Origin of the sequence: Chryseobacterium carnipullorum, from assembly GCF_900142785.1 — a bacterium.
Taxonomy (GTDB): domain Bacteria; phylum Bacteroidota; class Bacteroidia; order Flavobacteriales; family Weeksellaceae; genus Chryseobacterium; species Chryseobacterium carnipullorum.
In genome coordinates this window covers 185,232-198,170 of the sequence record NZ_FRCD01000007.1, presented here as the reverse complement: position 1 = coordinate 198,170, position 12,939 = coordinate 185,232, and the positions used below count along the sequence as shown (strand labels likewise).

Here is a 12,939-nt window from a genome sequence, read left to right as displayed (position 1 = left end):
TTTTGCCCGCTTATTTTTTGCATATTTGCAGTCAGCATAATCTTTATATGTGCATTTTTCATGCATCGGGAAACAGCCGTTATGAGAATGAAGATGAAAAATCATTGGATAAGAAAAACAGGAAGACATGAATAAACAGGAATTATTAAACATCATAAAAACAAAAATCACAGATAAAATCCGCAATTTTGAAAACCTGATCGCAGAAACCCGTGCTTCCAGTAATGATACTAAAAGTTCAATGGGGGATAAATATGAAACCGGGCGTGAAATGCTTCAGCAGGAGATCAATAATCTTCAGAGACAGCTTAACGAATCGTTGAACCAACTTTCCGTTATTCAGAAAATATCTGCTGAACCTATGGATAAAGTACAGAATGGCGCTCTCGTTAAAACCGATAAGGGTTTCTTTTATATTGCAGCCTCTGTAGGAGAAATTGTGTATGAAAATCAAAAGCTTATGGCTATCTCTGCAGAATCTCCACTGGTAAAAGCGATGTCTGGCAAGAAAGCAGGTGAAATGTTTTCAGTCAATACAATATCTCAAACGATCCAAAGCATAGAATAACCGTATCATCTGATCTCTTTAATTATAATTAGGTTTCTATTTTCATAATAAATATTTAATAAAATCAGCCAGGATGTACTGCTTTATTGTTTTTTAATTATGATTTGTTTAATTTTTAAATAATTAGGTATTATTGTTGTAAAATTAAAAAAAACTTTATTGTTGAAATTTTTAATAATAAAGTTTTTTTGATGGGTACACATCCCATACGTCGTCTCGGGACCGCCCGGGAAGTTACAGAACTGTTTTTATTCCTAAGCTCAGATAAATCCTCATTTATTACAGCAGTCTATTATCTTATAGACGGCGGATATACAGCTGTTTAATAGAAAATCAGCATCGGTGACATACAAGGCATTCATAAAAGTAAGTGCTTTTTTATGATCTATGATAACTCAAAATCGCTTAGTTTTTTCTAAATTTGAACCATCAAAACCGCTTTTAAAAATGCAGAACTACCTAGACCTTTTACAGCATATTCTTGACAATGGAACAGATAAAACCGACAGAACCGGAACCGGAACCAGAAGTGTTTTCGGGTACCAGCTGAGGTATGATCTGTCAAAAGGTTTTCCTATGGTGACCACTAAAAAAGTACATTTGAAATCCATTATCTATGAATTGCTTTGGTTTTTGAAAGGCGATACCAATGTCAAATATCTGAATGATAATGGCGTAAGCATCTGGGATGAATGGGCAAACGAAAATGGTGATCTAGGTCCCGTTTATGGTGCACAGTGGAGAAGCTGGCAGGGAGCTGACGGAAAAGTGGTGGATCAGATCACAGAAGTAATTGATCAGATCAAGAAAAACCCTGATTCCAGAAGACTGATCGTTTCTGCATGGAATGCTGCTGAAATTCCTAATATGGCACTGGCACCATGCCACGCACTATTCCAGTTTTATGTAGCAGATGGAAAACTTTCACTGCAGTTGTATCAGAGAAGTGCTGATGTGTTTTTGGGCGTACCTTTCAATATCGCTAGTTATGCGTTATTACTCATGATGGTAGCACAGGTATGCGATCTTGAAGTTGGAGATTATGTCCACAGCTTCGGAGATGTTCATATTTACAACAACCATTTTGAGCAGGTGAACAGACAGCTTTCCAGAGAGCCAAGACCGCTTCCGGTAATGAAACTGAATCCAGACATCAAAGATATCTTCAGCTTTACTTTTGAAGATTTTACCCTTGAAAATTATGATCCGCATCCGGGAATCAAGGCTCCGGTAGCGATCTGATGAAACTTTCGGGGATTTTTGGCGCCGTTTTTATTGTTTTTCTTTTTAGTTGTCATAAAAAGGAAGAAAAAGAACCAGTCCTATCAGATCTGTTGGTTGAAGACTTTGATTGTACTAAAGATGCTGTTTTTAATGCTTTAAATGTGTCTCAGCATCTCAGAAAAATAGTAAAAGATATTTCCTCTTTAAATGTCTATGAGACGGACCAGCGAGGAAAAGGAGCAATAGGAACGCCCGCTAATTTTAAAAACTTTCAAAAATTATATACCAAAGCTTCAGAGCAGGATTACTTCCAAAGATTACAACTAATATTCTCATAATACATTATGTAACAGAATCTCTTATTTTACTACTGATTGTAAAATAGACAATATGATTCTGAAAAAAATGTTTTTCATTGCAGCGACAAGTGTTTCCTGCCTGGTATTTTCTCAAAATGCCAGCAAACAGAAATTAATGGATTATCTAGATTCACTTTCTGTTCATCATAAAGTAATGGGAAGTTTTGCTATTGCAGAGAACGATCGGCCTGCTTTTCTGAAGACAACCGGATTTTCCGATGCTGCAAAACAGCAGAAGGCTAATATCAATACCCAATATCGCATAGGTTCTATTTCCAAAATATTTACCGCAGTACTTATCATGAAGGCTGTCGAAGACAAGAAACTTTCACTTAGTACAAAACTATCACTGTTCTATCCCGAAATAGAATATGCGGATAAGATAACCATCGGAAATCTTTTACAGCATCGAAGCGGAATTCATAATCTCACCAATGAAGAAGAATACTGGACCTACAATACAAAACCGCAGACAGAAGAATCCTTGCTCTCTATCATCAAAAAATATAAAAGTGATTTTTCTCCGGGAACAAAATATGTATACAGCAATTCAAACTATATAATTCTGGGATTTATTTTAGAAAAAGTTTACGAAAAAAGTTATACCAGGCTGATTAAAGATAAAATTGCACGCCCTTTAAAATTAACACTGACTGAAGTGGGCGGGAAAATTGATCCATCCAAAAATCAGGCGCTTTCCTACCAATATACCAATGGAAACTATCAACTTTCGCAGGAAACGGATATGAGCATTCCGGTTGGCGCAGGGAATATTATTTCTACCCCTACCGAACTTATCAAATTGATCATGGGTCTGGAAAATGGGAAATTAATTAGCAAAAACAGTCTTGAGCAGATGAAAGGCTTTGTAGATAACTACGGCTACGGAATTGCCAAAGTGCCGTTTGAGCAATATTCAGGATATGGACATACAGGAGGAATTGATAATTTCCGGTCAGTACTGTATTATTTTCCCGAACTGAAAGTAGCAGTAAGCTTTGTTACCAACCAGTCCGACTACGATAATAATGATATTTCAATTAAAATGATACAGACAGTCCTTGGTAAAGATTTTAAAATGCCTAATTTTAAGGAAATTTCTGTTTCAGAAGAACTCCTTAAAAAATATGAAGGATTATATAAGGCAGAAGGCTTTCCTTTGGATATAAAAATATTTTCGGAAAACGGAAAACTGATGGGACAAGCTACAGGGCAAGGTAAATTTCCTCTTCAGGCAGTCTCTGAAAATGAATTTAAGTTTGAAATGGCAGGAATTAAAATGAAATTCAATACCGCAAAAGCGACAATGGATTTTTCGCAGGGTGCCAATAATTTTACCTTTAAGAAACAATAAAATGAAATATTTAAAAATTAATACAGAGCAAAATGCAGACCTTGAAGCACTACAAAATGCAGTTCTTCAGTTAAAAGGAGTTGCTTCAGCCGAAATCATTGATGATGAAAATCCCGAAAGTGAACTTAAAAAAGCTTTTGCCAAAACCAAAGAGCAGCTCAAAAAGGGCGACTACGAAACTTTGGTTAACGATATTTTTGATATCATAACAAAAAATAATTCTAAAAAATAATAAAGTAACAGATGAAAAAGGCGATTTTATCGATTGCTATACTGGGAATCTTCTTTTCCGCAAACGTATCAGCACAAACCGAAACTTCAGGAAGAGAAAAGGTGTACAGAGCTACCCACACCAAAGTGACGGAGCTTAAACATACCAAGCTTAAAGTCAATTTCGATTATCAGAAAGAACAGATGGGCGGAGAAGAATGGCTGACAGCCTCTCCCTATTTCTATCCTACCAATGAGTTGACGCTGGATGCAAAAGGAATGCTGATTCATGAAGTAGCACTTGATAACAACGGAAAAAGATCACCTCTGAAATATGAATATAAAGATGAAATTCTAAAGATAAATCTTGATAAAACCTATCAGAAAAATCAGGAATATACGGTCTATATCAAATATACAGCACGTCCTAATGAGGTAAAACAGAAAGGAAGTATGGCCATTAATGATGCCAAAGGACTTTATTTCATCAATGCACAGGGTAAAAATCCGGATATGCCAACACAGATCTGGACACAAGGCGAAACAGAATCTTCTTCCGCATGGTTCCCAACCATCGATAAACCGAATCAGAAGACCACCCAGGAGATTTATATGACGGTTCCTGAGAAGTATGTCACCCTTTCCAACGGAATTTTAAAAGATTCCCAGAAAGAAGGCAACAACTTGAGAACAGACCACTGGGTAATGGATAAAAGACATGCTACCTACCTTTTCTTTATGGGAGTCGGTGAATATGCCATCGTTAAAGACAAATGGAAAAATATTCCGGTAGATTATTATATCGAAAAAGAATACGAACCTTATGCAAAACAGATCTACGGAAACACTCCCGAAATGATCGAGTTTTTCTCAAAAAAAATAGGCTATGATTATCCGTGGGCAAAATATGCACAGATCTCAGGAAGAGATTATGTAAGCGGTGCCATGGAAAACACGACGGCAACCCTTCATGGAAGTGATATCCTTCAGAAACCGGGACAGCTTATCGATGAGAACAAATGGGAAGATACCATTGCCCATGAACTCTTCCACCACTGGTTTGGAGACCTGGTAACAGCAGAAAGCTGGAGTAACCTTACCGTGAACGAATCTTTTGCCAATTACTCCGAATACCTTTGGAACGAATATAAATACGGAAAAGATCAGGCAGATTACCACCAGATGTCGGATGTGAACATGTATATCCATAACCCGACTGACTTCAAGAAAAATCTCGTAAGATTCAATTACGATTCCCGTGAAGATGTTTTTGATCTGGTAACCTATCAAAAAGGAGGAGGAATCCTTCATATGTTGAGAAACTATCTGGGAGATGATGCTTTCTTTGCCGGAATGAATGATTACCTGAAAACCAATGAATATCAGAATGCAGAAGCGCATCAGCTAAGATTATCTTTTGAAAAAGTTTCCGGAAAAGACCTGAACTGGTTCTTCAACCAATGGTATTTCGGAAGCGGAAATCCAAAACTGAATTATTCATTTACTTTTGAGCCTGTGAAAAAGCAGGTGACATTAACCCTCAATCAAACTCAGGAGCAGATGTTTGAATTTCCTCTTGCAATAGATGTATACGACAACGGAAAGCCGAAAAGATATAATGTTTGGGTCAACGCAGAAGCTAAAAACACATTCAATTTTGATGTTTCTAAAAATCCTGACCTGATCAATATCAATGCAGACGGAATTTTGCTGGCAGATATTACTGATACGAAAACTCCGGAGCAAAACTTGATGCAGTTTACGAATTCTAAGGAATTTAAAAGCAGATATAAAGCTTTAACAGCGATAAAAGATCAGGTAGGAAAAAATCCTGCTGCTACAAAATTGTTAGCTGCAGCCCTTAAAGATCCTTACTTCAGAACCCGAATCAAAGCTCTTCAGTTAATAGATCTTTCGAATCCTGAACAAATGAAAGCTTTAGGTGCTGATGTAGAGAAACTGGCGTCCAATGATCCTAAAACACTGGTTCAGGCGGCTGCGATTGCTGCATTAACTAAAACTAAGGATAAGAAATACCTGCCGATGTTTGAAAAAGGCGTTAATGCTGTTTCCAATGCTGTAAAAGGGACTTCATTAAATGCTGTTTTAACAGTAGATCCGTCAAAAGCCAATGCACTCGCAGATAAAATAGATCTTGAAGGCGCTTCAGAAGAATTGCTGAGCCAGCTTCTTCCGGTAATTGTCAAGAATAAAGTGACTTCACAAATGTCTAATATCACGCCGCTTGTCGCATTTTATCCCTTCATTAAATTCCAGAACCCGGAATTAGGTAAGTCTGCGGAAGAAGGCTATAACTGGATCATGAGCTCGGACAATCTCAAAGCTACGGAAAACATTACAAAAATAATCAGTAATGCAAAAGGACAGATGGGAGATAATCCTCAGGTAAAAATGATGATTTCCCAGATGCTTAAAGACGGCTTAAATAAGAAAATGGAGCTCTTGAGACAAAATCCTCAGAATGCGGCCAGTATCAACAAACAGATTGATGCCATCAACAAAACCATTGAAGATTTTAAGTAAAAAGGTCATTAAAATTGATAAGAATATAAAACCGCTGTATCGAACAGCGGTTTTTTTATGATTTTTGTATTTAAAAGACAAATTATGCCTGAGAAATGAGGGTATATTCAAACATCATTTTATAAATTCGTATAAAAATTTAGAATAAAATGACTTTTGGAATTGAGGCTGCGGGCTATTATGTGCCGTCTTTGTATTTAGAAATCAAAGACCTGGCGGAGAAAAGAGGAATTGAATCTGCAAAACTGGAAAAAGGATTGGGACTGCATAAAATGGGATTTCCCGATGTTCATGAAGATGCGGCTACACTGGCAGCCGAAGCTTTATTGAAGATGATCAGAGATTATGAAATCAATCCGAAAGAGATAGCAAGGATTTATTTAGGAACAGAAAGCGCCCTGGATGCGGCAAAACCTACCGCGTCCTATGCCATGCAGATGGTAGAGAAAGTGCTGGAAAAAGAGTTTGGCGAAAGATGTTTCAGAAACTGTGATGTGGTAGATATGACCTTTGCCTGCATTGGAGCAGTGGATGCTTTACATAATTCTCTTGATTTTGTAAGAGTAAATCCAGACAAAAAAGCAGTCGTTATTGCCAGTGATTATGCTAAATACGAACTCGCTTCTTCAGGTGAATATACTCAGGGCGGAGGTGCTGTGGCACTTATGATCTCATCAAAACCGGACCTTCTTGAAATCGAAAATAATTGGGGCGTAGCTACAGAAAGTGTTTTTGACTTTTTCAAACCAAGAAGAGTATATGACAAAGAAGATTTAACTACAGCGCCGGAGAATTTCCCTGATACCATAGAAGTATTTACGGATGAGCCGGTTTTTGACGGACAGTATTCAAACCAATGTTATCAGGACAGGATCAGGGAAGCCTATCAGCATTACAAAGAAATTACGGGAGAAGATAAACCCTATGAAGCATGGCGGTATCTTATCTTCCATCTTCCCTATGCGTTTCATGGCAAAAGAGTTTTTACCGAGATCTACAGCCTTGAAAACGGGCTTTCTTACGAAACTCCCGATGAACAGAAAGCGGTTGCCAAATCTGAAGGATATCTTAATTTCATCAGTAAAAAAATTGAGAGATCACAGAGAGCATCTTCAGAAATAGGAAATATGTATACTGCTTCTATTTTTATGGCGCTATTGTCTGCTCTTCAGGTTTCTTATAATGAGAGAGAAGAACTGGCGGGTGCTCAGGTAGGATTCTTAGGATATGGAAGTGGTTCTAAATCTAAAGTCTTTGCCGGCAAAATATCCAAAAACTGGAGAACCGTTGTTTCAAAATGGAATTTGTTTGAAAACTTAAAAAACAGAATAGCCATTGATTTTGAAACCTATGAAAAGTTGCATCAGAAACAACTTAAAAGATCGGTCAATACAAGCTATAAAGGCTTTGGGTTGAAATCTGTAGAATCAGAAAATCCTGTATTGAAAGGAGCAAGATATTATCATTACCAGGATTAAAAAAATTATATATACTGATAAATTATTCTGATATTCTTGAAAAAATATTTAAATTTGCCAACTTTTATTGAGCTGTTTTAGTTTGATAGGAGTGATCAATAATTTTAAACACAAACTTTATGAAAAAAGCATTATCAGTTCTAGGTCTGGTTATTTGTGAACTACTATTTTCTCAAGATATCCCATTCAACAAATTATATGGTAATGGCGATCCTATAAATTTTTATTTGGGTCATTATCCTGTATCAGGTTCAGATGGGTTGGATATTAATTGGTATGGTGGGGTAAGGCTTCGTACATCTACTGGAGTCGGTTTTCAATTAACAGAAATTGGGAATGTTGGAATTGGCACTTCAACTCCTAAGACTAAGTTCGATGTTAATTTTGGAAACGAAGAAAAAGCGATTAGATTCTTTCAGCCTTTTGCCGCGCAAAATCCTATTAATACATTGGTTTCTTCCCTTATGTTTACATGGTATAATAATCATGCAGATATGGGTATTATTAGAGGAGATTCAGATAATATTATCGGACTAGGATTCAGATTTAATGGCGAAGAAAAAGTAAGATTTATTCCTAACGGTAATGTGGGAATTGGAACCAATACTCCTAAATATAAATTGGATGTTGTTGGGGATGCTCAATTTCAGGATATTATAAGCGGTGGAACAAATTCCTGGATTTTTCATACTCCTGATGGTGGTGGAAAATTAATGCATCTTGCTCCAAAAAATGTAGCGAATAATGATTGGGATTGGAGTAAAGCATTTGTAATAAATGGAGATAATGGAAATGCATTATTAAATGGGAAATTTGAAGCAAAAGAAGTAAAAGTAACTCTTACGCCAACTGCTGATTTTGTGTTTGAAAATGAATACAATCTTCCAAAGTTAGAAGATGTTGAAAAGCACATTAAAGAAAAGAAACATTTGCCGGAAATTGCTTCTGCAAAAGTAATGGAGAAAGATGGGGTGAATATTGGCGAATTTCAGATCAAACTTTTACAAAAGATAGAAGAACTTACTCTTTACTCCATAGAGCAGAACAAGCAAATCAAAAAACTTCAGGAAGAAAATAAGACTTTAAAGTCTCAGTCCGAAAAGATTAATAAACTGGAGAAGCAGTTAGAGCAGATTGTTTCAAAAAAAAAATAATTGGTTTATAACTAAAAAGAGCAGAAGAATCTGCTCTTTTTAGTTTATTTAAAAAACACTGTTTTGTTTTGATAACTCTTAGGGGTAACTCCTACCAACTGCTTAAATACTCGGGTAAAATAATTAGTATCCGAAAAACCGGTCTGGTAAGCTGTTTCCTTAATGCTGTTTTGGCCCGCTAATAATTCCTTTGCCCTGTTGATTCTTTCCTGCAGGATAAAATCGTTCGGAGAAGTTCCTAGCTCGTCTTTGAACATTTTAAAGAAATTCGACTTACTTACATAAGCCAGTTTAGCAATACTATCAATCGAGAGCTTTTGGTGAAGATTTTTTCTGATGTAGTCTACCGCGAATCCTATTCTTGATTTATTTTTAGCGATATTTTTTTCCACCATACTTCTTGCCTGGGTTTGCATAAGTCTGATCAACAGTTCTTTCAGTGCAAAATCTGCCATGATATCCTTTTGGGAATTATCATCCATTGCAATTCTCATAATGTTGTTGGTTGCTGAGGCCAGAGACTTGTTATTAAAAAGAAAAAACTCATCCAGCTGGATATTCCATTGTGAGGAGTCATCCACTTTAGGAAGAGTATAGTTTAAGTAATTAAGAGAATCCTCTATAAAATCCGGATTAAGGCTTAAAGAAATACATTGGGTTGGCGCCTCATCTGCTTCAGGAAAGTCTATCACCATTGTTTCTCCCGGTGCTACCAAAATACTTTCACCCGGGAAATAATCAAAATAATTCGTTTTATTATCCAGCTTCATATGCTTTTTTCCTCTCAGCATAGACGTAAAAGCAATATTTTCAAAGTGAAGTTTTACGCCGAAAGCAGCTTGATGGGTTTCATAAATATTAAATTCACAGTTGTTTAGACTGAATTTTGTCTGGTTCTCAACAAGATTCAATAATTGGCTCTCCTTTTTTAATTCAGGAGTATTTAATAAAAATTTATTATTGTTATTCATTTCTAAACATTTTGTAAAACCCAATAACTCAAATATATAAATTTTAGACCTACACTGTTGTTAATAAAATTATAAAATTGAACATCTATACTATTTTAATGTTTTTTTGTACGATTGTGCTATTACTTTTTCATTTCAAAATGTAACTTGGCATTACGAAAAAAATAAAATTATATTAATATGAGCACGATTACAGAACCAAAATCAGACACTGCGTTTCAGTGGCCTGAATTCAAAAACAAATATGATAATTACATTGACGGTAAATTTACGCCTCCAGTTAACGGGCAGTACTTTAATGTAGTTTCACCTGTTAACGGTAAAAATTTTACTCAGGTAGCCCACTCATCCAAGGAAGATTTGGAGTTGGCAGTCAATGCTGCAGAAAAAGCATTTCAAACCTGGAAAAATACTTCATCTACTGAAAGAAGTATTATCCTGAACAAAATTGCAGACAGAATCGAGCAGAATCTGGAATACCTTGCTATTGTTGAAACTATCGACAACGGAAAAGCAGTAAGAGAAACTTTAGCGGCTGACTTACCTCTTGCCATAGACCATTTCAGATACTTTGCTTCCGTGATCCGTGCAGACGAAGGTTCTCACAATGAACTGGATAAAGATACCGTATCTCTGATTGTTCATGAGCCTCTGGGAGTCATTGCCCAGATCATTCCCTGGAACTTCCCGATATTGATGGCCGTATGGAAGCTGGCTCCGGCACTGGCAGCAGGGAACTGTGTCGTGTTGAAACCTGCAGAAAGCACTCCGGTTTCTATTCTGGTTTTAATGGAAATTATCGGTGATCTTTTGCCTGCAGGAGTTATTAATATTGTGAACGGTTTCGGAGCAGAGCTGGGAAGAGCTTTGGTTACCAACCCAAAAGTAGCAAAAGCAGCTTTTACAGGTTCTACCGCTACAGGACGTCTTGTGATGCAATACGCCACAGAAAATATTATCCCGGTAACACTTGAGTTAGGAGGAAAATCTCCAAATGTTTTCTTCAGTTCAGTAATGGATGCAGACGATGAGTTCCTTGATAAAGCCATTGAAGGAGCTGTTCTTTTCGCCCTTAACCAGGGAGAAATCTGTACATGTCCTTCAAGATTGCTGGTTCAGGAAGATATTGCCGATGCATTCATTGCAAAAGTGATTGAAAGAGTGAAAGCCATCAAAGTAGGAAATCCGCTGGATAAAACCGTTATGATGGGAGCTCAGGCTTCTCAGATCCAGAAAGACAAAATCCTTTCCTACATTCAGCTGGGAAAAGAAGAAGGTGCTGAAGTTCTGGTAGGAGGAGAGGTAAACAATGTAGGAGAAAACTTAGAGGACGGATTCTATATTCAGCCGACTATTTTCAAAGGAAACAACAGAATGAGAATTTTCCAGGAAGAGATCTTCGGGCCGGTATTGGCATTTACGACTTTCAAAGACGAAGAAGAGGGAATAAAAATTGCCAACGACACAATCTATGGACTTGGTGCAGGGGTTTGGACAAGAGATGCACACCAGCTTTACAATGTTCCGCGCCAGATTCAGGCAGGAAGAGTTTGGGTGAACCAATATCACTCTTATCCGGCAGGAGCACCTTTCGGAGGGTATAAGCAGTCTGGAATCGGTAGAGAAAATCATAAAATGATGCTTGATCACTACCGTCAGACTAAAAATATGCTGATCTCCTACAACAAAAACAAATTAGGTTTCTTTTAATTTTTAAATATTAGGGCGTGCCCGTTTGCCCCGCTCTGCCGGGGCAAAACGGTCGGGCTTTTCCAGGGCTTCACTTCGTTTCGGTGCTCCATTTCATTCCGCACCGGCTCGTTCCTCGCCGCCCTTTCCATCCCTCACGCGAAAAATAGATGTCCTTATCTGAAATATTTGGGTAAGAAGGAATTATATTATCGTTAAGGAAACAATTTTCAATGTGAAAAGTCAATTTTGCTCCGCAATTCAATAGTGAATGACCAACGATTAAGATTCACAATTGACAACTCACTTTTAACAACCAATATCAACCAAAAACTAAACTCAAATAATATGATTCCAAAAATAATGAAAGCCGCAGTAGTTCAGGGCTACGGGCAACCGCTAAAAATAGAAGAAGTTCCGGTAAGAGAGCCCGGAAGATATGAAGTGCTGGTAAAAGTAATCGCCTGTGGAGTTTGCCACACAGACTTACATGCGATCGATGGCGATTGGCCGGCAAAACCAAAAATGCCTTTAATTCCCGGACATGAAGGAGTAGGAATCGTAGTAGCCTGCGGACCTGAAGCATATGTAAAAGAAGGCGATGCAGTGGGAGTTCCATGGTTGTATAGTGCCTGCGGGTGCTGTGATTATTGCATTACAGGATGGGAAACACTGTGTGAAGCTCAGAAAAATGGAGGTTATAGTGTAGATGGGGCTTTTGCGGAATATGTGATTGCAGATTCAAGATATGTAGGACATTTAAAATCGGATGTCAACTTTTTAGAAATTGCCCCTATTTTGTGTGCAGGAGTGACAGTGTATAAAGGATTGAAAGAAACAGAAACGAAACCAGGAGAATGGGTAGCTATTTCAGGAATTGGCGGATTGGGGCATGTAGCGGTACAATATGCAAAAGCAATGGGAATGCATGTAGCAGCCATTGATGTATCAGATGACAAACTGGAATTAGCAAAAAAACTGGGAGCCGATCTGGTTGTGAATGCAAAAACTACCGATCCGGGACAATATCTGCATAAAGAAGTTGGTGGTATGCATGGCGCGCTCATTACAGCAGTATCCCCGATTGCCTTCAAACAGGGAATTGATGTTCTGAGAAGAAAAGGAACGATCGCATTGAATGGTCTTCCACCAGGCTCTTTTGAACTCCCGATTTTTGAAACTGTATTAAAGAGAATAACCGTGAGAGGGTCTATTGTCGGTACAAGGAAAGATCTTCAGGAAGCACTGGACTTCGCCAATGAAGGCCTTGTGAAAGCAACGGTGACCTCTGCAAAACTGGAAGATATCAATGATGTTTTTGATAAAATGAAGAAAGGGCAGATAGATGGCAGAATCGTACTCGATATTGCCGGCTCCATGTAAGCATG

General features: G+C 37.6%; 11 protein-coding genes. 10 read left to right on the top strand and 1 reads right to left on the bottom strand.

What is annotated here, in order from left to right; genetic code table 11:
- The first annotated feature begins 127 nt into the window (after window positions 1-127).
- The 8 genes from BUC06_RS09970 (at window position 128) to BUC06_RS24105 (ending at window position 8,891) form a co-directional block, all read left to right on the top strand.
- Entirely contained in the window at window positions 128-568 is a 441-nt protein-coding gene (locus BUC06_RS09970; protein ID WP_073333203.1) for a hypothetical protein, read from the top strand.
- Between the two features lie 191 nt (window positions 569-759).
- Complete coding sequence (locus BUC06_RS09965) at window positions 760-894, top strand: SDR family oxidoreductase (RefSeq protein WP_083564043.1); 135 nt, start codon at window positions 760-762, stop codon at window positions 892-894.
- 121 nt (window positions 895-1,015) lie between these two features.
- Window positions 1,016-1,810 carry a thymidylate synthase gene (locus tag BUC06_RS09960; protein WP_073333200.1) on the top strand — a complete coding sequence of 265 codons (795 nt, stop codon included), beginning with the start codon at window positions 1,016-1,018 and terminating at the stop codon, window positions 1,808-1,810.
- 372 nt (window positions 1,811-2,182) lie between these two features.
- Complete coding sequence (locus tag BUC06_RS09950; RefSeq protein WP_073333195.1) at window positions 2,183-3,505, top strand: serine hydrolase domain-containing protein; 1,323 nt, start codon at window positions 2,183-2,185, stop codon at window positions 3,503-3,505.
- A 1-nt stretch (window position 3,506) separates the two neighbouring features.
- Window positions 3,507-3,737 (top strand): hypothetical protein, encoded by a 231-nt coding sequence (locus BUC06_RS09945; RefSeq protein WP_073333192.1) that lies wholly within the window; start codon window positions 3,507-3,509, stop codon window positions 3,735-3,737.
- A gap of 11 nt (window positions 3,738-3,748) precedes the next feature.
- Window positions 3,749-6,259: a M1 family metallopeptidase gene (locus BUC06_RS09940; RefSeq protein WP_073333190.1), complete on the top strand. Its 2,511-nt coding sequence runs from the start codon at window positions 3,749-3,751 to the stop codon at window positions 6,257-6,259.
- A 149-nt stretch (window positions 6,260-6,408) separates the two neighbouring features.
- Complete coding sequence (locus tag BUC06_RS09935; protein ID WP_073333187.1) at window positions 6,409-7,737, top strand: hydroxymethylglutaryl-CoA synthase family protein; 1,329 nt, start codon at window positions 6,409-6,411, stop codon at window positions 7,735-7,737.
- Between the two features lie 119 nt (window positions 7,738-7,856).
- Window positions 7,857-8,891, top strand: a complete 1,035-nt coding sequence (locus BUC06_RS24105) for a hypothetical protein (protein ID WP_228423689.1) — start codon at window positions 7,857-7,859, stop codon at window positions 8,889-8,891.
- Between the two features lie 44 nt (window positions 8,892-8,935).
- Here the strand turns inward: BUC06_RS24105 and BUC06_RS09925 are convergent, their stop codons facing one another.
- Window positions 8,936-9,862, bottom strand: a complete 927-nt coding sequence (locus tag BUC06_RS09925) for an AraC family transcriptional regulator (protein WP_073333185.1) — start codon at window positions 9,860-9,862, stop codon at window positions 8,936-8,938.
- Between the two features lie 180 nt (window positions 9,863-10,042).
- Here BUC06_RS09925 and BUC06_RS09920 point away from each other — a divergent pair, with 180 nt between their 5' ends.
- Both BUC06_RS09920 and adhP read left to right on the top strand, forming a co-directional pair.
- Window positions 10,043-11,572, top strand: coding sequence for an aldehyde dehydrogenase family protein (locus tag BUC06_RS09920; protein ID WP_073333181.1), 1,530 nt, complete (start codon window positions 10,043-10,045; stop codon window positions 11,570-11,572).
- Window positions 11,573-11,899: 327 nt separating this feature from the next.
- A complete protein-coding gene (gene adhP / locus BUC06_RS09915; protein ID WP_073333178.1) occupies window positions 11,900-12,934 on the top strand; it encodes an alcohol dehydrogenase AdhP in 1,035 nt (344 codons plus the stop codon).
- Window positions 12,935-12,939: the final 5 nt, after the last annotated feature.